The organism is Aeromonas sp. S16(2024), from assembly GCF_041403065.1.
In the GTDB taxonomy this organism is placed as follows: domain Bacteria; phylum Pseudomonadota; class Gammaproteobacteria; order Enterobacterales; family Aeromonadaceae; genus Aeromonas.
In genome coordinates, this window is record NZ_JBGLQX010000006.1 from 23,254 (window position 1) to 43,603 (window position 20,350).

22 protein-coding genes are annotated in these 20,350 nt (G+C 65.3%); 9 read left to right on the top strand and 13 right to left on the bottom strand.

Features of this window, described 5'->3' with window-relative positions; translation table 11 throughout:
• Window positions 1-106 precede the first annotated feature (106 nt).
• On the top strand, window positions 107-994 hold the full coding sequence (locus ACB030_RS06110) for a vancomycin high temperature exclusion protein (protein ID WP_371158627.1): 888 nt from the start codon (window positions 107-109) through the stop codon (window positions 992-994).
• Window positions 995-1,060: 66 nt separating this feature from the next.
• Here the strand turns inward: ACB030_RS06110 and ACB030_RS06115 are convergent, their stop codons facing one another.
• Window positions 1,061-1,675 carry a superoxide dismutase gene (locus tag ACB030_RS06115; protein ID WP_371158628.1) on the bottom strand — a complete coding sequence of 205 codons (615 nt, stop codon included), beginning with the start codon at window positions 1,673-1,675 and terminating at the stop codon, window positions 1,061-1,063.
• A 23-nt stretch (window positions 1,676-1,698) separates the two neighbouring features.
• Complete coding sequence (locus ACB030_RS06120) at window positions 1,699-2,124, bottom strand: hypothetical protein (protein WP_139439193.1); 426 nt, start codon at window positions 2,122-2,124, stop codon at window positions 1,699-1,701.
• Window positions 2,125-2,404: 280 nt separating this feature from the next.
• On the opposite strand from ACB030_RS06120, the gene ACB030_RS06125 reads away from it, so the two are divergent.
• Both ACB030_RS06125 and ACB030_RS06130 read left to right on the top strand, forming a co-directional pair.
• Entirely contained in the window at window positions 2,405-3,316 is a 912-nt protein-coding gene (locus tag ACB030_RS06125; RefSeq protein WP_371158629.1) for a lipase family alpha/beta hydrolase, read from the top strand.
• Window positions 3,313-4,062, top strand: coding sequence for a lipase secretion chaperone (locus ACB030_RS06130; RefSeq protein ID WP_371158630.1), 750 nt, complete (start codon window positions 3,313-3,315; stop codon window positions 4,060-4,062). The genes ACB030_RS06125 and ACB030_RS06130 overlap by 4 nt, the downstream gene beginning before the upstream one ends.
• 48 nt (window positions 4,063-4,110) lie before the next feature.
• Here the strand turns inward: ACB030_RS06130 and ACB030_RS06135 are convergent, their stop codons facing one another.
• Genes ACB030_RS06135 through sgrR form a run of 3 tightly spaced genes read right to left on the bottom strand, consistent with a single transcriptional unit; the run spans window position 4,111 to window position 7,040 of the window.
• Entirely contained in the window at window positions 4,111-4,824 is a 714-nt protein-coding gene (locus ACB030_RS06135; protein ID WP_371158631.1) for a hypothetical protein, read from the bottom strand.
• Window positions 4,825-4,854: 30 nt separating this feature from the next.
• On the bottom strand, window positions 4,855-5,250 hold the full coding sequence (locus ACB030_RS06140) for an acyl-CoA thioesterase (protein WP_371158632.1): 396 nt from the start codon (window positions 5,248-5,250) through the stop codon (window positions 4,855-4,857).
• A gap of 50 nt (window positions 5,251-5,300) precedes the next feature.
• Window positions 5,301-7,040 carry an HTH-type transcriptional regulator SgrR gene (sgrR, locus tag ACB030_RS06145; protein WP_371158633.1) on the bottom strand — a complete coding sequence of 580 codons (1,740 nt, stop codon included), beginning with the start codon at window positions 7,038-7,040 and terminating at the stop codon, window positions 5,301-5,303.
• Window positions 7,041-7,140: 100 nt separating this feature from the next.
• On the opposite strand from sgrR, the gene ACB030_RS06150 reads away from it, so the two are divergent.
• The 3 genes from ACB030_RS06150 (at window position 7,141) to ACB030_RS06160 (ending at window position 9,465) form a co-directional block, all read left to right on the top strand.
• Window positions 7,141-7,317: a hypothetical protein gene (locus ACB030_RS06150; RefSeq protein ID WP_371158634.1), complete on the top strand. Its 177-nt coding sequence runs from the start codon at window positions 7,141-7,143 to the stop codon at window positions 7,315-7,317.
• A 151-nt stretch (window positions 7,318-7,468) separates the two neighbouring features.
• On the top strand, window positions 7,469-8,737 hold the full coding sequence (locus tag ACB030_RS06155) for an O-acetylhomoserine aminocarboxypropyltransferase/cysteine synthase family protein (protein WP_371158635.1): 1,269 nt from the start codon (window positions 7,469-7,471) through the stop codon (window positions 8,735-8,737).
• A gap of 101 nt (window positions 8,738-8,838) precedes the next feature.
• A complete protein-coding gene (locus ACB030_RS06160; RefSeq protein WP_371158636.1) occupies window positions 8,839-9,465 on the top strand; it encodes a glutathione S-transferase family protein in 627 nt (208 codons plus the stop codon).
• Window positions 9,466-9,539: 74 nt separating this feature from the next.
• Here the strand turns inward: ACB030_RS06160 and ACB030_RS06165 are convergent, their stop codons facing one another.
• Window positions 9,540-10,715 carry an iron-containing alcohol dehydrogenase gene (locus ACB030_RS06165; RefSeq protein WP_371158637.1) on the bottom strand — a complete coding sequence of 392 codons (1,176 nt, stop codon included), beginning with the start codon at window positions 10,713-10,715 and terminating at the stop codon, window positions 9,540-9,542.
• A 191-nt stretch (window positions 10,716-10,906) separates the two neighbouring features.
• Between ACB030_RS06165 and ACB030_RS06170 the strand changes: the two genes are divergently transcribed.
• Window positions 10,907-11,488, top strand: a complete 582-nt coding sequence (locus ACB030_RS06170; RefSeq protein WP_371158638.1) for a hypothetical protein — start codon at window positions 10,907-10,909, stop codon at window positions 11,486-11,488.
• Window positions 11,489-11,602: 114 nt separating this feature from the next.
• Here ACB030_RS06170 and ACB030_RS06175 read toward each other — a convergent pair whose 3' ends face one another.
• The 4 genes from ACB030_RS06175 to ACB030_RS06190 form a co-directional block, all read right to left on the bottom strand.
• Complete coding sequence (locus tag ACB030_RS06175) at window positions 11,603-12,040, bottom strand: hypothetical protein (protein WP_371158639.1); 438 nt, start codon at window positions 12,038-12,040, stop codon at window positions 11,603-11,605.
• 216 nt (window positions 12,041-12,256) lie between these two features.
• Window positions 12,257-13,003: an SDR family oxidoreductase gene (locus ACB030_RS06180; protein WP_371158640.1), complete on the bottom strand. Its 747-nt coding sequence runs from the start codon at window positions 13,001-13,003 to the stop codon at window positions 12,257-12,259.
• A 42-nt stretch (window positions 13,004-13,045) separates the two neighbouring features.
• Window positions 13,046-13,291, bottom strand: a complete 246-nt coding sequence (locus tag ACB030_RS06185) for a DUF3624 family protein (RefSeq protein WP_371158641.1) — start codon at window positions 13,289-13,291, stop codon at window positions 13,046-13,048.
• Window positions 13,292-13,321: 30 nt separating this feature from the next.
• Window positions 13,322-13,795, bottom strand: coding sequence for a GNAT family N-acetyltransferase (locus ACB030_RS06190; protein WP_371158642.1), 474 nt, complete (start codon window positions 13,793-13,795; stop codon window positions 13,322-13,324).
• 186 nt (window positions 13,796-13,981) lie between these two features.
• On the opposite strand from ACB030_RS06190, the gene ACB030_RS06195 reads away from it, so the two are divergent.
• The gene (locus tag ACB030_RS06195) at window positions 13,982-15,430 is read left to right on the top strand and encodes a RimK family protein (RefSeq protein WP_371158643.1); all 1,449 of its coding nucleotides are present in this window, start codon (window positions 13,982-13,984) and stop codon (window positions 15,428-15,430) included.
• 46 nt (window positions 15,431-15,476) lie between these two features.
• On the opposite strand, the gene ACB030_RS06200 is transcribed toward ACB030_RS06195, so the two are convergent.
• Both ACB030_RS06200 and ACB030_RS06205 read right to left on the bottom strand, forming a co-directional pair.
• The gene (locus ACB030_RS06200; protein WP_371158644.1) at window positions 15,477-17,093 is read right to left on the bottom strand and encodes an alpha-amylase family glycosyl hydrolase; all 1,617 of its coding nucleotides are present in this window, start codon (window positions 17,091-17,093) and stop codon (window positions 15,477-15,479) included.
• Between the two features lie 124 nt (window positions 17,094-17,217).
• Window positions 17,218-17,490 (bottom strand): DUF2442 domain-containing protein, encoded by a 273-nt coding sequence (locus ACB030_RS06205; protein ID WP_371158645.1) that lies wholly within the window; start codon window positions 17,488-17,490, stop codon window positions 17,218-17,220.
• Window positions 17,491-17,750: 260 nt separating this feature from the next.
• Between ACB030_RS06205 and ACB030_RS06210 the strand changes: the two genes are divergently transcribed.
• Window positions 17,751-19,715 (top strand): LTA synthase family protein, encoded by a 1,965-nt coding sequence (locus tag ACB030_RS06210; protein ID WP_371158646.1) that lies wholly within the window; start codon window positions 17,751-17,753, stop codon window positions 19,713-19,715.
• 54 nt (window positions 19,716-19,769) lie between these two features.
• Here the strand turns inward: ACB030_RS06210 and ACB030_RS06215 are convergent, their stop codons facing one another.
• A complete protein-coding gene (locus ACB030_RS06215) occupies window positions 19,770-20,240 on the bottom strand; it encodes an Lrp/AsnC family transcriptional regulator (RefSeq protein WP_025325515.1) in 471 nt (156 codons plus the stop codon).
• Window positions 20,241-20,350: the final 110 nt, after the last annotated feature.

Below are 20,350 nucleotides of genomic sequence, written 5' to 3' on the forward strand. Positions count from 1 at the left end.
CGCCCCTTGATGGGCTCAAGATAGCGCCGCGCTCTGCGACAGCCTGTGCCCGAGTGACGCCATGGGGGCGCATCAAACCTGACGCGCCACGGCAACTTGTAATAGAATGGCCCCCTGTCATCTCTTACTTCAGACCCGAACCGCACCGCGCATGAAGAAGTTTGCCAAGATCCTGCTCGCCTGCCTCTGCCTGTTGCTGGCCTCAGTCGCCGCGCTGCTGGGCTACAGCGAGTGGACCGTCTCCGACGCCCGTCACTACACCTACGACGACGTCGATGCGGTGCCCTACAATCGGGTCGCCCTGGTGCTCGGCACCTCCAAATATCTGATCGGGGGCAGCCCGAACCACTACTTCAAATACAGGATCAAGGCCGCCGCCGAGCTCTACAACAACGGCAAGGTGGACTACATCCTGGTCTCCGGCGACAACGCCACCGTCCAGTACAACGAGCCGCGCCAGATGCGGCGGGCCCTGATCCAGGCGGGCATCCCGGCCAGCGCCATCTACAGCGACTACGCGGGCTTTCGCACCCTGGACTCTATAGTGAGGGCCAAGGAGGTGTTCGGTCAGGCCCGCTTCACCGTGGTCTCCCAGGCCTTCCACAACGAGCGCGCCATCTTCATCGCCCGCCACTTCGGCATCGAGGCCGTCGGCTTCAACGCCCTGGATCCCAGCGCCTATCAGGGCATCAAGACCCGGGTGCGCGAGGTGTTCGCCCGCCTGATGGGGCTGCTCGATCTCTACGTGCTGGACAAGGGGCCCAAGTTCCTCGGCGAGCCCATCGTCATCGGTGGCCCTGCCCCCTGCCAGGCCCTGAGCACCATAGGGGCCAGCCAGCCCTGCCTGCCCATGGTACCAGCCGCCAAGCCAACACCTGCCCCTGCCGTCAGTGCGGCCAAGGCGACCAGTGCGGCCGTCTCGACCGCCCCAGACCAAGTGCCAAGTGGTGCCGCAGCCAATGCTCCGGCTTCGCCCAGCGCGGCCGCGCCCTGAGCAGAGCATAAAAAGAGACCCGCCTGATGGCGGGTCTCTTTTTATGCGGGAAGAAAAGGAGAGGGCTCAGGCCAGCGCCGCCACATAACGCCGAGCCACCTCGGCCCAGTCGATCACTTTGTAAAACGCGGCTATGTAGTCGGGACGTTTGTTCTGGTACTTGAGGTAGTAGGCGTGCTCCCACACGTCCAGCCCCAGGACGGGCACCAGCCCCTCCATCAGGGGGCTGTCCTGGTTGGCGCTGCTCACTACCTGCAGCTTGCCGCTCTGATCGACCACCAGCCAGGCCCAGCCGCTGCCGAAGCGACTCAGGGCCGCCTGGGTGAAGACCTGCTTGAAGGCATCCAGTCCCCCCAGATCCCGATTGATCGCCTCCGCCAGCTCACCGCCCGGCTCGCCACCCCCTTGCGGGCTCATCACCTGCCAGAACAGGCTGTGGTTGGCATGCCCGCCACCGTGATTGCGCACCGCCCCCTGCACGCTCGCCGGCAGGCTGTCGAAACGGGCGAGCAGTTCGTCCACCGGCAGGGCCGCCAGCTCGGGGAGATCGGCCAGGGCGGCATTGAGGTTGGTGATATAGGTCTGGTGGTGACGACTGTGGTGGATCTCCATGGTCAGCGCGTCTATATGAGGCTCCAGCGCGTCATAGGCATAGGCGAGGGCAGGCAGGGTATGGCTCATGTTCGTTCTCTCTCTTGTTGGGCTCAATGCAATCGATGGGCGGGCTCGGTCTGGCACTGACATTGACCGAGGCAGCGCAAAATGCCGTCGTGATGACCGTGTTTTTGCACGAAGGCGAGCAGCTCGGTGCGGGTGCTGCGGCTATGGCGCAGAGCCGCCGCCCGCAGGGGATCCGGGCTTGCGGGAGACTGGCTGGTGGCGAGCAGGCAGTCGTGGACATGGCACAACATGTCGGCGGCCCTGTCCGGCAGCGTCATGGCCACCAGCAGATCCGCCAGGTTGTGGTGGGCCACCACCAGGGCTGCCACGGCTTCGTCCGCATCCGGCCAGCAGGCGAACTGCTGACGGGCCAGCCACAGGGCCTGCTGGTAATAGTCGAGCGCCCTGGCGTGCTCTCCCGCGTCGAAGTGGCGATTGCCACTCAGGGTCTGCGCCTTCCAGTGCGCCATGCTGCTCTCCCCGTCGGTGGCACCGACCCATCCCTTCACCCAGGTTACCGTCATGACTCAGACACTCAAATGATAATAATTATTATTTAACTTATTTGATGGGCGGACACAAGGAATAGTTGGCGCGGCCTCTTTTTGCCCATATGGGTAGGGTTTTTCTGCAATCCCCGGTTTAGTGATCCCATCCACAGATACATTTGAGTTCAGCTACCATGCTGCTGCTACTGGCATGAGGCCGGTGGCTGCCGGAGCGCAGTCGGTTTTCACAAGGATGGTGAAGATGAAAAGATGGCTATTGGTGCTCCTGTGCGCCCTGCCCATGCTGGGCCAGGGGGCCGGCTATACCCAGACCCGCTACCCCATAGTGCTGGTGCACGGGCTGTTCGGCTTCGACAAGCTGCTCGGGGTCGACTATTTCTACGGCATTCCCCAGGCCCTGACCCGGGACGGTGCCCGCGTCTACGTGGCACAGGTCTCCGCCACCCAGAGTTCGGAGCTGCGCGGCGAGCAGTTGCTCAGGCAGGTACAGCAGGTGCTCTCCATCACGGGGGCCGACAAGGTGAACCTCATAGGTCACTCCCACGGCGGCCCCACCATTCGCTATGTGGCCTCGGTCGCCCCCGAGCTGGTCGCCTCCGCCACCAGCGTGGGGGGCGTCAACCAGGGCTCCGAGATCGCCGATCTGGTGCGCGCCAGGGTGGCGCCGGGCTCGGTGGCCGAGCAGCTGGCGGTGGCCGCCGCCTCGGCGCTCTCCGGGGTCATCTCGCTGCTCTCCGGCGGCAGTGACCTGCCCCAGGATCCCCTCGCCTCCCTCGATGCCTTGACCAGCGCCGGAGCCCAGCGCTTCAACCAGCGCTATCCGGAAGGACTGCCCAGCCAGCACTGCGGCGAGGGGCCCCTGCTGGCCGACAACGGCGTCTACTACTTCTCCTGGAGCGGGCGCGGCAACATGACCAACATACTGGATCCCGTGGATCCGGCACTGGCCCTGACTGGCACCTTCTTTCACGAGCCCAATGACGGCCTGGTCGGGGTCTGCAGCAGCCACCTCGGCAAGGTGATAGGCACGGCTTACCGGATGAACCACCTGGACGAGGTGAACCAGTCGTTCGGCATCCACCACCTGTTCGACACGGATCCCGTCACCCTCTATCGCCAGCACGCCAACCGCTTGCAGAGGCTGGGGCTATGAGACGGCTCCTGCTGGTTGCCCTCTCCCTGGGCGCGGCCCTGCTGGGCACACTCCTGCTCTGGCCCGAGCCTGCCCCTGATCTGGCGGCGGCCCCCGAGCGGGGAGCCCTGCGCCACCAACTGGCCCAGCGGCTGGAGCAGGGCGAGACGGACGAAGAGGACGCCATGCTGGCCCGCTACCGGCAGTTTCTGCGGGCGGAAGGGAGCCTGACGGTGCCGACGGATCCCGGCCTCGCCAGCCTGCAGCTGCTGTTTGACGAGCGTGAACGGCTGCGCCGGCAACACTTCAGCCCCGCCGAGCAGGCGTCGCTGTTTGCCGAAGAGAGGCTGATGGAGCAGTGGACCCTGAGGCGCAAGGCGCTGGCAGAGGCCGACGCCGCCGACAGGGTGATGCTGGGGGAGGAGCTGGCGCTCTGGCTGGCGGAGCAGCCCCAGTGGTTCAGGGAGGCGGAAGCCAACGGTCGCCTGCTCGGCGATCTGCAGCGCCTGGAGCGACTCCCCCCCGCCGAACGGGACGCCGTGCTGCTGGAGCAGCTGGGGCCTGAGGCTGTGGATCGGCTGCACCAGCTGGCGCAGAGCCAGCAAGGGTTCGATCGGCAGCTGGCGGGCTATCTGGCGGAACTCGAGCCCCTGCTCCCCCTGGAGCGGGCCGGGCAGCAGCAGGCGATCCTGGCGCGCTGGTTCGAGCCCGGGCAGTGGCGGCGGGTGGAGGCACTGACACGGCTGAGGCTCGGGGAGCGACCATAAATAGCAAGGGGGCCCTGCCGGCCCCCTCGCTTCATGCTGTCGCCGCACTCATTGCGGCTTGTTGGCTCCTGGCAATGGCTGCCAGGTGAGGCGGGTCACCTGGGTGCCCTGTACCTCGCAGGTGAGGCAGAGATCCTGCCACCCCTTCTCCTGGCGAAGGGAGACCTCCCCCTTCATGCCCTCTGCGCTGGTCTTGAGTTTCGCCTGCTCGAAGGTCACCTTGTCGCCCTTGGCGAGCGCCATCAGCTTGCCGTTGCAGAGCCACTGGGTCAGCTCGGCCCCCTTCAGCTTGACGCCGCCTTCACCGGCCTGCTGCTCCGCCTGACTCGGCACGAACAGCGCGCTCAGCTCGGCCGCCCGTTTGGTGAGCCAGGCCTCCCGCTGCTGCATGCTCATCTTGCTGACGAACTCGGCGGGTTGCCCCTTCTCGTCCAGCCACTGGGTCAGCTTGCCGCCGTCGTCAAAGGCGAACTGGGCGGCGGGCTCCTTCACCCCGAACAGCTTGCCCCCCTTGAAGTAGTAGCGGCTCTCCCCCTCCTGCTTGCCCTGCTCGTTCAGGATGGGCACGGCTATGATGACGGGGGCGCCGTCGATCCAGGCCTTGATGTCCACACCGTCATGGCTGAACAGGCGGGTATCGAGGGCGCTATCGGCCCCCTTCTCCATCAGGGTGAACTGCTCGGCCAGGGAGGCGGCGAATGAAGGCAGGGAGCAGAGTCCCAGTCCCAAGCCGAGGCTCAGGGCGATCGCTTTTGTGCGCATAAGTGTCCTGTGATGGGCCCGAAGGCCAGGTTAACTCTCTACCAGCCAGGCCCGCAGCCCCTCCCGGTGAGCGTCGCTCAGGGGACGGGATTGACGAGTCTGGTAGTCAAAATGGATCAGGGTCGTCTCGGCGGTCACCGCCAGCTCGCCGCCCTGCCAGGCTTCCTGCCAGAGCGTGAAGGAGCTGGTGCCGATGCGCCGCACCCCCGTCTTGATCAATACCTGCTGGCCATAGAACAGCTCCCGTTTGAACTGCACCCCATAGCCCGCGATGATCAGATGCCAGTTGTGCACATCCAGCTCGGGCGAGAAGAGGCGAAACAGGGGATCACGGGCCGATTCAAACCAGACCGCCGGTACCGTATTGTTGATATGGCCGAGGGCGTCCGTCTCTTGAAAACGGGGTTGGATCTGCATTTCCAGCATAGGTTTAGACTCCTTGTCGTGGGACCGCGCACAGGCTAGCGCGCCAACCCTTATGACTCAAGCGTCCCGGCATCCGGGTGGGAGCCGCCTCCGGTTTCCGGCGCCGCCATCCCCTGTTCGGGTCTGAGCCAGGCGCTGCGAAAATCGAACCAGCCGAGGGCCGTCATCCGCACCCCGTGCACGCCGACCCGGCTCTCCAGCTCCAGCCAGTGGTGAAACAACGGCACGAACCAGCCCTGGCGCTGCACCTCGGCCAGCAGGGCGCGCGGGCCAGGCTCGGCGCCACTGGCGCGCCACTGCGTCAATCCCTGCCACAGGGCCTGCTGGCCCCCCCATACCCGGCGCAGCAAGGGGGTGCCCTGCAACCAGGCGTAGGGGGCGAAGGCGTGCTCATGCTCCAGGTTCAGGGTGCCGAGCCAGAGATCCACGTCTTCATCGGCGCCGCTCACCCAGCGGCCGTAATCCAGGGTGCGCACCTCGAGCCGGATCCCCTGCTCTGCCAGCAGGCTGGCCATGGCATTGGCACACTCGTGGAACTCCAGATGCTGGTTGAAACAGGCCAGCACCAGCCGGGTCGGCAACAGCGCGGGTTGAGGCTCCTCGGCGGGCAGGGCTTCGCGCCAGTGGGGCAGCAGGCCGAGGGCACTGGTCCAGCCCCGTTGCAGCTCGGGGGCGACCCGCCCCATCAGGGCGATGGGGTTCAGCAGCCGGGTCAGCCACTGGCGCAGGGCGGGATCCTGCAGCAGGGGGGATCTGTCGTCCTGCAGCAGGAAGTAGCAGCCGGACTCGAGCTCCGACTCGCCGCGCATGGTGCCGAGCTCGGGGCTGTCGCGCCCCAGCTGCAGGTGGGTCTCCAGCCGCTCCGCCAGCTCCGGCAGCATCCAGATGTCGATCTCGTCGAGCAGGGCGCGCAGGCCAAAATAGTCGTCGAAGGCCTCGAGGCACAGCTGCAGGGGATCGTTGTCGGTAACCCTGTAGGGGCCGGTGCCGACCGGGTGCAGGGCAAAGCCCGCCTCCCCCTTGAGCTCGCGGGGCAGGATGGCCGCCACCGGCTCCGCCAGCAGGTGCAGCAGCAGGGGATCCGGGCTGTCGAGGTGCAGATCCAGGGTGCGCGGCCAGCGACTCTCCAGCCGGGCGAGGTGGGCAAACAGCGGGCGATCCCGCAAGGCCAGCAGGCTCTCCATCACATCCTCCACCGCCAGCTCGCGGCCGTGGTGAAACCGCACCGCCGGCCTCAGGTAGAAGCGCCAGTGACAGGGGCCCAGACACTCCCAGTGGTGAGCCAGGTCCCCCTCGATTTCCCCATTTTCCTCATTTCGCCGGGTCAGGCCGTTGAAGATCTGGCGGCTCAGGTGAATTTCGGAGCGGCGCAGGGGGTCGGTGGGCAGCAGGCAGGGCAGCGGCCGGTAGTAGGGCACCCGCAGGATCTGACGCCCCTCCCGAGTGGCCTGACCGAGCTGCTCGATGAGCAGCGGGGTGAGCAAGTCCAGCCGCCCCTCCGCCAGCCGCACCGCCTGGGCGAGCTGGCCCTGGCTCAGCAGATCCCGCAGCCGGCGGCGGGTCAGGCTCTCCTGACTGTCCAGCAGTATGAGCCGGGAGCGTCGCCCCCGTCCCGCCTCGGCCGACCAGCTGAGCCAGCCCTGATCCTGCATGCGGCGCAGCAGCAGGCGGGCGTTGCGCGGGGTGCAGCAGAGCAGGTCCGCCACCTCGCCGAGACTCATCTCCCGCTCATCGCAGTCAAGCTGCTGGGCGAGCCGTTGAAATTGCTGGTAGAGGCGGTGGCTGGGCATAAAAGAGGAAATCCTTGTCAGTAAAGTCGTCAGTTTTCACTTCCTCATTTTAGCTCAATACTGTTGGCGAACGTGAGCACCACAGCACAGGAGCACCATCATGAGCCAGACCAATCCCCATGCACCGAACCGGATCCAGCAAGGAATGCGCCGCTACTTCCGCCGGGTCCTGCCCCGCCCTCTGACCCTGATCGAGGATCCCATGCAGCAGCTCAACCGCCTGATGCAGTGGGACATGCACCAGATAGACGACAGGGAGTATCGCCGCCGCCTCTGAATGGGCCAGGACTCCGGACGGGAAAGGGCGCGGCAGGATCACTGCAAGCTTCTATGCTTTGCCGGATTGGGTGGTTTACATCGGCGCAGGGCCTGCTAGATTGGACGTCTATCCATCCATAATGGCGACGACGTCCAACAAGGAGTGTGTGATGAAAGATGCGACCCTGGCCCTGCACCACGGCTTTTCCCACGATCCCACCACCAAGGCGGTGGCTGTGCCCATCTACCAGACGGTGGCCTACGAGTTCGACAGCGCCCAGCACGGGGCGGATCTGTTCAACCTGGCGGTGCCTGGCAACATCTACACCCGCATCATGAACCCCACCAACGATGTGCTGGAGCAACGGATGGCCGCCCTGGAGGGAGGCATAGCCGGGTTGGTGGTCTCGGCGGGTTCCGCCGCCATCACCTACGCCATCCAGGCGCTGACCGCCGCCGGCGACAACATTGTCTCCACCCCCCAACTCTACGGTGGCACCTACACCCTGTTCGCCCACATGCTGCCGAGTTTCGGGGTCGAGGTGCGTTTTGCCAAGGATGACAGCGCCGAGGCCATCGCCGCCCTGATAGACGACAAGACCAAGGCGGTCTACTGCGAGAGCATTGGCAACCCGGCGGGCAACATAGTCGATCTGGCGGCCTTCGCCAGGGTGGCCCACGCCCGCGGCGTGCCGCTTATCGTCGACAACACTGTCGCCACCCCTGTGCTGTGCAAACCCATAGAACACGGCGCCGACATAGTGGTGCACAGCCTCACCAAATATGTCGGTGGCCACGGCAACTCCCTGGGGGGTGTCATCGTCGACTCGGGCAAGTTCCCCTGGGCGGATAACGCCGAACGCTTCCCTCAGCTCACCCAGCCGGAGCCCTCCTATCACGGAGTTGTCTATACGGAAGCCTTTGGGCCTGCGGCCTTCATAGGCCGGGTACGTACCGTGCCCCTGCGCAACACGGGCGCGGCCCTGGCGCCGATGAACGCCTTCCTTCTGTTGCAGGGGCTGGAGACCCTGAGCCTGCGCATGGAGCGCCACGTGGACAACGCCCTGCGGGTGGCCCACCACCTCAGGCATCACCCCAAGGTGGCCTGGGTCAGCTACGCCGGCCTGCCGGGCCACCCCCACTACCCGCTGGCGGAGAAGTACATGGCCGGTCGCCCCTCGGCCATCCTCTCCTTCGGTCTGAAAGAAGGCTACGAGGCAGGGGTGCGCTTCTACGATGCGCTGAAGATCTTCAAGCGGCTGGTCAACATCGGGGATGCCAAGTCCCTGGCCTGCCACCCCGCCTCCACCACCCACCGCCAGCTGAGCGAAGCCGAGCAGGCCAAGGCCGGGGTCAAGCCGGAGATGATCCGGCTGTCGGTCGGGATCGAGGCGATCGAAGACATACTGGCGGATCTGGATCAGGCGCTGGAAGCCTGAGTCGGCATGGAGCGGGCATCTGCCCGCTCTTTTTTGTCCATCGGTGAACCACTTGCCTCGCCCCTTCGTACACCCAATCCCGCCACCGAATCGAGGTTCCCATGATAGTCCTGCACCACCTGAACAAGTCCCGCTCCCAACGCATCATCTGGCTGCTCGAGGAGCTGGGCCTGCCCTACGAGATCAAGGCCTACCAGCGCGACGCCACCACCTTTCTGGCACCGCCCGAACTCAAGGCCATCCACCCCCTCGGCAAGTCACCCGTCATCGAGTTCGACGGCCGGGTGCTGGCAGAATCCGGCGCCATCACCGAGTACCTGATAGCCCGCCACGCCCCCGAGCGGCTGGCCCCAGCCACGGACAGCCCCGACTACTCCGAATACCTGCAATGGATCCACTTCGCCGAGAGCTCCGGCATTCTGCCGCTGCTGCTGGACATGTTCGTGCGCAAGGATGGCAGCCCGATGCGCTTCCTGCCGGGCTACGCCCAGGCGGAGTGCGCCAAGGTGCTGGGCTATCTCAACGAGGTGCTGGCAAGCCGCCGCTATCTGGTGGGGGATCGCCTCTCCGGCGCCGACATCATGAACTCCTTCCTGGTGGATCTGCTGGCCCAAGGCGGCCAGCTGGCCCGGTTCCCGCACCTTGAGGCCTACTGGCAACGGCTCAATACCCATCCGGCCCGCCAGAAGGCGGCAGCCCTGGAGCGCGAGCTGGATCAGGGGGCCTGAGCCCCGGCACCTCACCACAGCATGCAAAACGCCCCGGACTCGGGGCGTTTTCTTTTCAGCTCGGAAGCAGGAGCCTAGAGCGCGTGGGAGAGGATCCGCGCCACCTTGTCGGGATCGATATCTTGCTGCTCACCCAGGGCGGTCAGGCCGAAGCGCTTGAGGTTGGAGCAGATGGCGGGGATGCAGCTCTCGTTCAGGCCGTAGTCGGCGAGGCGGGTGCCCACCCCCATCTGCTGGAAGAACTGCTCGGTACGGATGATGGCCTCCTCGATGCGCAGCGCCTTGTCCTCCCGGCGGGAGTGCCAGACCCGCTCGGCGAACTGGGCCAGCTTCTCCTGCTTCTGGGCCGCCTGTTCCCGCAGCAGGGAGGGCAGCACCACCGCCAGGCTCTGGGCATGATCCAGCCCGTGCAGGGCGGTGAGCTGGTGGCCTATGGCATGGGTGGACCAGTCCTGGGGCACGCCGCGCCCGATGAGTCCGTTGAGGGCCAGGCTGGCGGCCCACATCAGGTTGGCCCGCACCTGGTAGTTGGTGGGCTCCGTCAGCGCCCGCGGGCCGTTGTCCACCAGCACCTGCAGCAGGCCCTCCGCCAGCCGGTCCTGCACATCCCCGCCCACCGGGAAGGTGAGGTACTGCTCCAGGATGTGGACGAAGGCATCCACCACGCCGTTGCCCACCTGGCGCACCGGCAGGCTGTAGGTGGTGGTGGGATCCAGCACCGCAAAGCGGGGCAGCACCAGCGGATTGTAGAAGGAGAGCTTGGCCTCTCCCCGGCTCACCACGGCGGCGGGATTGCTCTCGGAGCCGGTGGCAGGCAGGGTCAGCACGCAGCCGAGCGGCAGCGCCCCCTTGACCGGCGCCTTGTGCAGCAGTATGTCCCAGGGATCCTCCCCCTCGAAGCAGGCCGCGGCGGCCACGAACTTGGTGCCATCCACCACGGAGCCGCCGCCGACCGCCAGCAGGAAGTCGATGCGCTCGCGCTTGACCAGGGCCACCGCCTCCATCAGCTGATCGTACTGGGGGTTGGCACCTATGCCGGGAAACTCCAGCCACTCCCTTCCCGCCAGCGCCTGGGTCAACTGCTCATAGACACCGTTCTGCTTGATGCTGCCACCGCCGTAGAGCACCAGCAGGCGGCTGCCCGCCGGGACAAGCTCCGGCAGCGTGGCTATCTGGCCCTCCCCGAAACAGACGCGGGTGGGATTGGCATATTGGAAGTTGTACACGGCAGAGCCCTCGGTTGAATGCATGCAGGGGGATTGTGCGCCAGCCAGCCCATAGGGTCAAAAAACGGGATCTCGTCGTCAAAACCGTGATGCCGGCGTGCCGATACCAGGGCACCGCAGCCCGGCTTTGCTATGGTGATAGCGGGAAGACGAGCTCGTCGCCCGCCCCATCACGCCCCTCCCGGGGCCCCTTTCCCATTCACAGGGTCTCAATCATGAAACTGAAGCACGCATGGATCGCAGGAGTGCTCACTCTCTGTGTCAATCCCCTGATACAGGCCGCCGAGGTGACCACCAATGTGGCCGTCACCCCGGGCCAGGCCAGCCTGGCAGAAGAGGTGAAGGCCGAGGCGACCGTCACCGCCATCGATCTTGCGACCCGCAAGATCAGCCTGAAGAATGCCGAAGGCGAGACCTTCGATCTGGTCGCCGGGGAAGAGGTGACCAACCTCCAGAACCTCAAGGTGGGGGACGTGGTGGCGCTGAGATACCTGCAACTGCTGGATCTCGAGCTGCTCAAGGGCACAGCCGGCGTGAGAAAGCGGGTGGTGGAGGTAGAGGGGAGCAAGGCCGCCGCCGGCGAGCAGCCTGGCGCAGGGGCAGGCATGCAGGTCACCATCTATGCCGACGTCATCGACGTCGACAAGGCGCAGCAGACCATCAGGGTCAAGGGGGTGGACGATACCCTCACCCTCAAGGTGAAGGATCCGGCCCAGTTCGCCCTGATCGCCAAGGGGGATCAGATCAAGGCGGTCCAGACCACGGCCATCGCCATAGGGATAGTGCCAAAGCCCTGAGGCACGCCCTCTGCGGCAGGGAGGGCGCTGGCGCTCCCTGCTTCATCCTTCCCCGGCATCCGGGGCAACATCTTGCCCAGTTGACACCAAAGATTGCCGTTCGAGTCGTTGGTCTCAGGCCTGGGCGCTCTGCCCGCTCGACGACTTGCCGGTGAGCCTGTCCATGGCCGCCTTGAGCATGGCATCACGCTGCTCGGTCAGGGCCCGGGTCTGGGTCTCCCGCTCTTCGGCCGAGAGCGTCTTGTCGTCGGCCACCCCCTTGATCTGGCTCTCGAGATCGTCAAATTTTTTGCGATCGAAGCCGAGTGCCTTGTCCACCAGCTGCTGCACCACCGTATTGTTGGCGCTCCCGGCCAGGGAGGCGCTCTTGCCGCTTCTGGCCAGATGCTCGTAAGTCAGCACCTGCTGCGCCTTGCCGGTCAGCACCTGGCTGGAGAGGCTGACCTGCTGATCCCAGCTCCCCTGCTGGCTGTCATCGCCACTGAGGGTGGCCAGGGCACGGCTGTGGGACGCACTCTGGGCGAGTTGCTGACCATAGGGTTTGATGTCCATGAAGGCTCCAAGCTGCTGCCGGCCAGGCCGGCGTCCGGGGAGACACTCCCCGCCAATAACCATGACTCAGCAAGTTGCAGGCCAACTTGACCACCAGGTGGCAGCGACCGGGGATGGAAGATGGATGATGCCAGACGGGGCGGCGGGCAGGCGGGATAGAAAACAGAGCGAGAAGAGGCACCGGGGGCGCCTCTTCTCATCCCGGCGAGACGGGGTTCAGCGACGGCTGATCTGCAGCGGACCAAAGGTCTGGGCCACCGGCATGATCTCTATGCTGTTGATGTTGACGTGGGCGGGCTGCTGGCTGACCCAGAGCACCGTATTGGCGATGTCCTCCGGCTGGATGGCCTGCACCCCCTGATAGACGGTGGCCGCCTTGGCGTCGTCACCGTGGAAGCGCACGTTGGAGAACTCGGTGCCGCCACAGAGGCCAGGCTCCAGGTTGGTGACGCGGAGGGCGGTGCCCGCCAGATCGGCCCGCAGGTTCAGGCTGAACTGCTTCACGAACGCCTTGGTGGCGCCGTAGACGTTGCCGCCCGGATAGGGATAGGTGCCGGCGATGGAGCCGATGTTGACCACGTGGCCGCGATTGCGCGCCACCATGCCCGGCAGCAGCAATCGGGTGAGCAGGGTCAGGCCGCTGATGTTGGTGGCAATCATCTGCTCCCAGTCTTCCAGATCCGCCTTGTGGGCGGGCTCGAGCCCGAGCGCCAGCCCGGCGTTGTTCACCAGCAGATCCACCTCGCGCCACTCGGCCGGCAGCCCGGCGATGGCGGCGCGGGTGGCGGCCTTGTCCTGCACGTCGAACGCCAGCGGCAGGAACTGCTCGCCCAGCTCGTCGGCCAGGGCTGCCAGCCGCTCGGCGCGGCGACCTGTGCCTATCACCCTGTAACCCGCGTTCACCAGCTGACGGCTGATGGCCTCACCAAAACCGGACGAGGCGCCCGTTACCATTGCGATCATCTGAACCTCCATTGTTATTTATCTTGTTGAAACAAAAAGAATTCACTCATTATCCAGCTCGCGTCCCGTCGCTTTTCGCCAGATAAACACCGACAGGTGCAACAGCAGCAGGCCGCTGCCCCCCAGGGCAAACAGCAGGCCGGTGAGGGCGTTGACCGAGGTGTCGGCGCCACACCACCACCAGACCAGCCAGCCCACTACCCCGATGACGAAGGTCTGGATGGCGCAGATCGGGCAGCGCCCGAGTTTGGCCTTGATGGCGGTGGCAAGACAGTCATCACAGCTCATGCCGGCCCCTCGATCTCGAGGCAGCGCGGCTCATGCCGCCCCCTGCTCATCGGATCGCAGCGCCAGCACCAGCCGGTGCGCATGTTGACCGGGGCCGTAATAGTCCGGCAGCCTGAGCCTTGGGCGAAACCCCAGCCCGTGGTAGAGGGTCTGGGCCTCGGGGTTGGCGTCAGCCACCTCGAGCCGGACGGCGCCCCAGCCCGCCTCTCGGCCCTCGTGGATCACCTGCTCCAGCAGGCGCCGGGCCCAGCCCTGGCGGCGCACCGTCCAGCGAATGGCGAGGGTCTGGATGATCAGCCTGTCCCAGCCCCTGTGCTCCAGCACGCTGAGGTAGCCCATCAACTGCGCCTTCTCATCCAGCAGCAGCAGGGTGCGCCCCTTGGCATGGCTGAGCAGGTAGTGCCAGCGGCTGCGGCCGAAGGCGACCTCGGGGGGGAAACAGTAGCGTTCCAGCTTCACGATGGCGCCCAAATCATCGGTTCGGGCCGCGCGCACGGTCAACACGGGGAGTCCTTGTTCGGTTATTTATCCTCAGCACCAGAAATGCGACTTGTATCACAAGTTACCAAGGCAGAATATTAGGCACTGTAACCTCTTGTTTCCCCTCGCGCCATTGTCGTGCTTGTCGGTGCATCGAAGCCCACTGGGGATCCTGCCTTTTCAGGCAGTCCTTTCTGTGGAGCCGAAAATATGAGTACCTACGTCATCGTCGAAGAGCTGGGCGACTGGCCCTGCCATGCCGATTATCTGCTGACCGCCCGCACCTATCTGCAGCATGGCGTGCCCACCACGGGTGGCCGACCCCGCATCATCAACCTCTGCCGCAGTCTGGAACACCTGAGCGCGGGCTACTACTGCTCATTGCTGGCCCAGGCCCGCAGCCACCACTGCCTGCCGGGGCTGCAGGCCATCAGCCGGCTGCAACCCCAGCAGCCACCGGCCAAGCTGTGGCGCAAGCTGCAGGGCTGGCTGACCCGCCAGAGCGAGGACAGGATCCGGGTGCGCGCCATCTTCGGCCAGTGCGAACAGAGCGAGCTAGGGGGGCTGGCCCGCTACTACTACGGCCTGAGCCAGCTGCCGTTGCAGGAGCTGACCCTCAAGCGAGGCCGTCACGGCTGGTCGGTGCGCCAGCAGCAGAGCCTCTCCCCGCTGGAGTTGAGCCAGAGCGAGCGGGAGCTGATGCTGCAACACGCCCAGGCCCTGGTGGGCACAGGTGACGAGGAGCAGACGGCGCCCCTCTATCAGCTCGCCATCCTGATGGATCAGAACGATGGCCGCGCCAGCAGCGATGCCCTGGCGATAGAGCGCTTCATCCAGGCCGCCGCCGCCCAGGGGATCCAGGCCGAGATACTGGCGCCCTCCGCCATCGAGCGACTGCCGGAGTTCGACACCCTCTGGCTGCGGGCAGAAACAGCGGTCGGCCACTACACCTTCGAGTTCGCCCGCCGCGCCGAGCAGCTCAAGATGCCGGTGATCGACAGCTCCCGCGCCATCCTCGCCTGCAGCAACAAGCTCTACCTCTACGAGCTGATGGTGCGCAGCGGCGTGCCCATGCCCCCCACCACTGTGGTGACCCGCCGCGGCCGCCACCAGGTAGACGAGCTGGTGCAGCGCCTCGGCCTGCCGCTGATGGTGAAGGTGCCCGACGGTGCCCAGGGCCGGGATCTCGCCATGGCCAGTGACGAGACCCAGCTCGCCCGCCTGCTGGACGAGGGGCTGGGCCGCTCCGCCCTGCTGCTGGTGCAGAGCCGGATCCCCGCCGAGTTCGACTGGCGCATCGGCTTTCTCGACGGCTCGCCGCTGTTCGCCTGCCGCCGCTACCGGCCGGAGCCCGGCAACCGCATCCGCCGCCGCAAGCACCCCCTCGACATGAGCCGGATCGAGGCGCTGCCGCTCAATGAGGTGCCGGAGCGGGTGTTGCAGACCGCCCGCCGCGCCGTGCACCAGCTCGGCAACGGCCTGTTCGGGGTGGATCTGCGCCAGCAGGGCCAGGGCTGCGTGCTGCTGGAAATCATCGACAACCCCTGGATACGTGGCGACATCGAAGACAGGGAGGCCAAGGATCTCTATGAACGCCTGGCCAGGGCCTTCCGGCAACGGCTGGAGAACCGGGGGCAGAGCGCCCCTGAGCGACCATAAACAGAGAGGGCCCCGTGATGGGGCCCTCTCTGTTGCGGGACAGAGGTCATTGCAACTGCAAGAAGCGGCCGGTGAGGGGCGGCAGGTCCACCGTCAGGCTGCTGCCCCCCATGGCCAGGCGCTCGCCGCTTTGCAGATCCACCAGGGCGCTGCCGCTGCGCAGCTTGCCGACCGGCAGGGCATAGCTTTGAGGCGTGGTGGAGACGTTGAGCAGGTAGACCACTTGCTCGGCCGCCGTCTGCTTGATGTCGCCATAGACGCTGCCCTCGGCCACCAGCTTGACCCGCTCCCCCTGATAGAGGGCGGGGTGGGCGGCGCGCAGGGCCAGCAACTGGCCAAGCCACTGCTTGAGCTCGGCCTGTTCGCCGCTCGGGGTGAAGCCGGTGACACCGGGCACCTTGCCGTCGCTGCGGGCCACGTGATCGTCGCACAGTCCCTGGGCCGCACAGTCACCGCTCACCTGGGCAGCAAAACCCGGCACCTCGTCGCCAAACTCCTCGCCGTAGTAGAGGGTGATGGGGCCGGAGCGGGCCGCCAGGAAGCTGAATGCCGCCTTGTGACGCTGCCAGTAGTCCGCCTGATTGAAGTTGCCGCGCTCCAGCAGATCGCCGAAGCGCACCAGATCGTGGTTGCCCAGCATCAGGTTAGGCATGGCGTGATTGGGGTAGTTCTCCACCTTGTTCCAGCTGGCATCGAGCACGCTGGCCCCCTGGCCACCCTTGCCGGACTCTTCCACCGCCAGCGCCTGCACCAGGCCGTAGCGCAGCGGGAAGTCGAACGCCGAGGAGAGCGCCGGGTTGTCGCTGCTGCCATAAGCCTGGGCGCGGATCTCGTCAGCTCCCTTCCACACCTCACCCACCAGGTAGCCGAGGGTGCCCCACTGCTGGCCGGCGGCCTTGCGTGCCGCGCTGGCCTGCTCCACCTCGGTGCGAATGGCGCGCCAGTCATCCAGCCCCAGCTGATAGGCCTGATCGAGGCGCCAGCCGTCGATGCCGTACTGCTGGACCCAGTAGCGGGCCACCTCCTTGAAGTAGGCGAGGCTCTCGGGCTGGCCGTAATCCACCAGCTGGCCCGGATAACCGGCGCCGCCGCTCTTGAGGGCAGGCAGACGGCCCTCGGGGGAGGGCTTGCTCACCCCCACCTTGTTGACGTGGCCGAAGACGCCGTCGAGGAAGACATAGAGGCCGCGCTGGTGGGCCGCCTCCACCAGTTTTTTCAACTGGGCGTTGCTGCCGAAGTTGGGGTCCACGTTGAAGAAGTCGCAGGCGAAATAGCCGGTGGCATCCAGCCTGTCGTCCCCGGCCTGACCGGCGCAGGAGTCGAACACGGGGGTGAGCCAGATGGCGTTGACGTTGAGGCTCTTGATGTGGTCCAGGCTGTCGATGATCCCTTGCAGATCGCCGTTGTGCCTGGAGGGGCCGTAGCCGACGCCGTAATTGGCACTGCCGTCGCCATCGACGAAGGACTCCACCATCACCTGATAGGTTCTCAGGTTGCAGGCGGGCTGATCATCGCCATAACATGCGCGACTGTCCGAGGTGGGGGGCGGATTGACCACGGGGGGCTGGGTCTCGCCGCTGGATCCCCCGCCGCCGCTGCCGCACGCTGTCAGTAACAAGGCGGCCCCGATCAGGCCGCCATGGCGCAACCTTCCTTGTTTCATTGTTATCTTCCCGCTGTGGTGGTGCTGGCGCAAAATGCGCCACCCTGAGGCCATGATAACGGCCTCGCCAGAGCGGGTCTGTGACTGAAAACGTTACCTGGCTCAACGAGTTAGCCCATCACTCTCAGCCCGGATTGCGATCGGGGAAGGCCTCGCGCTCGTCGATGGGGGCAATCAGGTGATAGACCTCCTGGGCCGACAGGGTGCAGCCCGAGGGCCACTCCAGCTGGTGGCGGCGATTGATGAAGACCCGGGCGCAACGCCGCTCAGTATCCAGTGCCGCGAACAGGGGCTGGCTGCGCCAGGGGGTCAGATCCAGCCCCCCTGTGGTGCCATCCGAAAGCACCACGAACAGGCACCAGCCGTGCACATACTCCACATCGATAAAGACCGGCATCCCTTCGGCTCCGATTGAGAAAATCCGGCGCCATTATAGGCAAGCCCCTCGCCGCGCTTTGCAGCGGGGATCACACAACGCCCAGTCATTTATGCTGTCTTTTGGCTCCCCCGGAGCCCTCATTAAAAAATCAATGTTATCAATAACGTCCAGTCCCACCCTGCGCCGCAACCTTTCCCCGCCCCCAGTGTCATAACCCTGCAATATAAAAAAAGCTGTCCTCGGAAGGACATCAAAAACAGGTTTTATCAGGAAAAACAATGACAAAAATAAGACATTGGCTGGGTCCATTTTGGCCCATCGCCATTTTTTCGGTGATCGCGCTCATCGCCCTCTCCGCCAGCCGGGCAGGCCTGGGGCTCTGGCAACAGGAGCGGGTCGACGCCGTCGCCGGTTGGTCACAACTGCTGCTGCAAGGGATCCGGGTCGACCTTGCCACCCTCTGCTGGCTGTGGGGCGTCCCCGCCGTCTTCACCCTGCTGCTGGCCGGCCCCCATGCCCTGGGCCGCGCCTGGTTGCAGCTTATCCGGGTCTGGCTGACCCTGGGGCTCTGGCTGATGCTCTTCCTCGAGATCTCCACCCCCGCCTTCGTCACCGAATACGGGGTGCGCCCCAATCGCCTCTATATCGAATACCTCATCTACCCGAAGGAGGTGCTCGCCATGCTGTGGGCGGGGCGCAAGGGCGAACTGCTGCTGGCCCTGGTGTTCAGCCTGCTGACCCTGGGGGGCGGCTGGTGGCTGAGCGGGCGCCTGATGCGGCACCTGAGCTTCCCGCGCTGGCATCTGCGCCCGGCCTTCGCCCTGCTGATCCTGGCCATCGGCTTCCTCGGCGCCCGCTCCAGCCTGGGGCACAGGGCCCTGAACCCTGCCATGGTGGCGTTCGCCAGCGATCCTCTGGTCAACGCCCTGACGGTCAACTCCGCCTACTCCCTCTTCTTCGCCATCAAGCAGATGAGCAACGAGGAGAGTGCCGGCGAATTCTACGGGGAACTGCCCCGGGAACGGATCCTGGCGCTGGTGCGCGAGGAGAGCGGCCGCCCCGACCAGGACTACAGCTCCGCGACACAACCCAGCCAGACCTTCAACGAAGCCAGCCATGGCGGCAAGCCGAAGAACCTGGTGATCCTGCTGCAGGAGAGCCTCGGCGCCCAGTTTGTCGGCTCCCTCGGCGGCCTGCCGCTGACCCCCAATATTGATGCGCTCTCCCGGGAGGGCTGGGCGTTCGAGCAGCTCTACGCCACCGGCACCCGCTCGGTGCGCGGCATAGAGGCGGTGCTGACCGGCTTCACCCCGACCCCGGCCCAGGCCGTGGTCAAGCTCGGCAAGAGCCAGACCAACTTCTTCACCATCGCGGATCTGCTCAAACAGCGGGGCTATGACACCAGCTTCATCTACGGCGGCGAGAGCCATTTCGACAACATGCGCGGCTTCTTCCTCGGCAATGGCTTCACCACCATCATCGAGCAGAAAGACTTCAAGAACCCGGTGTTCGAGGGCTCATGGGGCGCCTCGGATGAAGATCTCATGGCCAAGGCCAACGACACCTTCGAGAAACTTCACAAGCAGGGCAAGCCCTTCTTCAGCCTGGTGTTCAGCTCCAGCAACCACGATCCCTTCGAGTTCCCGGACGACCGCATCTCCCTCCATGAACAGCCCAAAGCGACCCGCAACAACGCCGCCAAATATGCGGATTACGCCGTCGGCGAGTTCTTCAGGAAGGCCAAGGCATCGGACTACTGGAAGGAGACCCTGTTCCTGGTCATCGCCGATCACGACAGCCGGGTCGGCGGCGCCAGCCTGGTGCCCATCCCCCGCTTCCATATCCCTGGGGTCATAGTGGGAGAGGGCATAGCGCCGAAACAGGATAGGCGCATCGTCAGCCAGATAGACATGGCGCCCACCCTGCTCTCCCTGATGGGCATAAGCGCCGACTATCCCATGCTGGGCAAGGATCTGACCCGCATGCCGGCAGACTGGCCGGGGCGCGCCATCATGCAGTACGACAAGAACTTCGCCCTGATGCGGGGCAAGGACGTGGTGATACTGCAACCTGAGCGGGCGGCGGAAGGCTTCGTCTATGACGATGCCAGCGAGACCCTCACCCCGGCCCCGCAACCGGATGCCATGAAGGATGCCGCGCTGGGCCTGGTGCTCTGGGGCAACCTGGCCTATCAGCAGGGACTCTACCAGACGGCGCCGGACGACAGGCTCGCCCTCAACTGAGATGCAGAAACGAAAAAACCGCCAACTGGCGGTTTTTTGCGGCTTCCCTGGCGCTCAGGGGTGAGTGAAGCAGGGCAGGGAGCGGCTGAACCTGTGCTCGAACACCAGGGAGGTCTCGAGGTGCACCACCTCTTCCCGGGAGGTGAAGTGATCGAACACGAAGTTGCGCAGGTGCTCGGTGTCGGCGACGCAGAGGTGCACCAGGAAATCATCCTTGCCACCCATGTGAAACAGGCTGATCACCTCGGGCAACGCCAGGATGGCATCGCGAAACGCATCTATGATCTGCCGGCTGTGGCGCGCCAGCTGCAGGGAGACCATGGCCTGGATATGGCCGCCCAGAGCCTGATAATCCACCTCGCAATGAGCGCCCTTCAGCACCCCGTCCTGTTGCAGCTTGCGCACCCGCTCCAGGCAGGTGGAGGGAGCCACCCCGACCAGGGCCGCCAAATCCTTGTTGGTCATGCCCGCATCGCGAAACAGATGGGCCAGGATGTCCAAGTCCAGTTGATCCAGGTTTCTCATCTCTACTCCTTCCATCGCTCAATTTTTTTAGACTCTGCCCGTAAACCGGGCCGAACACAACGCAGATTGACATCGCACCCGCGCCCTCTATGCTGTGCCGCACTCAAACA

Excerpts from the sequence above, each read along its gene's own strand:
- ACB030_RS06110 (WP_371158627.1), top strand. The coding sequence starts at position 107 with ATGGCCCCCTGTCATCTCTTACTTCAGACCCGAACCGCACCGCGCATG.
- ACB030_RS06115 (WP_371158628.1), bottom strand. The coding sequence starts at position 1,675 with ATGAGCCATACCCTGCCTGCCCTCGCCTATGCCTATGACGCGCTGGAG.
- ACB030_RS06120 (WP_139439193.1), bottom strand. The coding sequence starts at position 2,124 with ATGGCGCACTGGAAGGCGCAGACCCTGAGTGGCAATCGCCACTTCGAC.
- ACB030_RS06125 (WP_371158629.1), top strand. The coding sequence starts at position 2,405 with ATGAAAAGATGGCTATTGGTGCTCCTGTGCGCCCTGCCCATGCTGGGC.
- ACB030_RS06130 (WP_371158630.1), top strand. The coding sequence starts at position 3,313 with ATGAGACGGCTCCTGCTGGTTGCCCTCTCCCTGGGCGCGGCCCTGCTG.
- ACB030_RS06135 (WP_371158631.1), bottom strand. The coding sequence starts at position 4,824 with ATGCGCACAAAAGCGATCGCCCTGAGCCTCGGCTTGGGACTGGGACTC.
- ACB030_RS06140 (WP_371158632.1), bottom strand. The coding sequence starts at position 5,250 with ATGCTGGAAATGCAGATCCAACCCCGTTTTCAAGAGACGGACGCCCTC.
- sgrR (WP_371158633.1), bottom strand. The coding sequence starts at position 7,040 with ATGCCCAGCCACCGCCTCTACCAGCAATTTCAACGGCTCGCCCAGCAG.
- ACB030_RS06150 (WP_371158634.1), top strand. The coding sequence starts at position 7,141 with ATGAGCCAGACCAATCCCCATGCACCGAACCGGATCCAGCAAGGAATG.
- ACB030_RS06155 (WP_371158635.1), top strand. The coding sequence starts at position 7,469 with ATGAAAGATGCGACCCTGGCCCTGCACCACGGCTTTTCCCACGATCCC.
- ACB030_RS06160 (WP_371158636.1), top strand. The coding sequence starts at position 8,839 with ATGATAGTCCTGCACCACCTGAACAAGTCCCGCTCCCAACGCATCATC.
- ACB030_RS06165 (WP_371158637.1), bottom strand. The coding sequence starts at position 10,715 with ATGCATTCAACCGAGGGCTCTGCCGTGTACAACTTCCAATATGCCAAT.
- ACB030_RS06170 (WP_371158638.1), top strand. The coding sequence starts at position 10,907 with ATGAAACTGAAGCACGCATGGATCGCAGGAGTGCTCACTCTCTGTGTC.
- ACB030_RS06175 (WP_371158639.1), bottom strand. The coding sequence starts at position 12,040 with ATGGACATCAAACCCTATGGTCAGCAACTCGCCCAGAGTGCGTCCCAC.
- ACB030_RS06180 (WP_371158640.1), bottom strand. The coding sequence starts at position 13,003 with ATGATCGCAATGGTAACGGGCGCCTCGTCCGGTTTTGGTGAGGCCATC.
- ACB030_RS06185 (WP_371158641.1), bottom strand. The coding sequence starts at position 13,291 with ATGAGCTGTGATGACTGTCTTGCCACCGCCATCAAGGCCAAACTCGGG.
- ACB030_RS06195 (WP_371158643.1), top strand. The coding sequence starts at position 13,982 with ATGAGTACCTACGTCATCGTCGAAGAGCTGGGCGACTGGCCCTGCCAT.
- ACB030_RS06200 (WP_371158644.1), bottom strand. The coding sequence starts at position 17,093 with ATGAAACAAGGAAGGTTGCGCCATGGCGGCCTGATCGGGGCCGCCTTG.
- ACB030_RS06205 (WP_371158645.1), bottom strand. The coding sequence starts at position 17,490 with ATGCCGGTCTTTATCGATGTGGAGTATGTGCACGGCTGGTGCCTGTTC.
- ACB030_RS06210 (WP_371158646.1), top strand. The coding sequence starts at position 17,751 with ATGACAAAAATAAGACATTGGCTGGGTCCATTTTGGCCCATCGCCATT.
- ACB030_RS06215 (WP_025325515.1), bottom strand. The coding sequence starts at position 20,240 with ATGAGAAACCTGGATCAACTGGACTTGGACATCCTGGCCCATCTGTTT.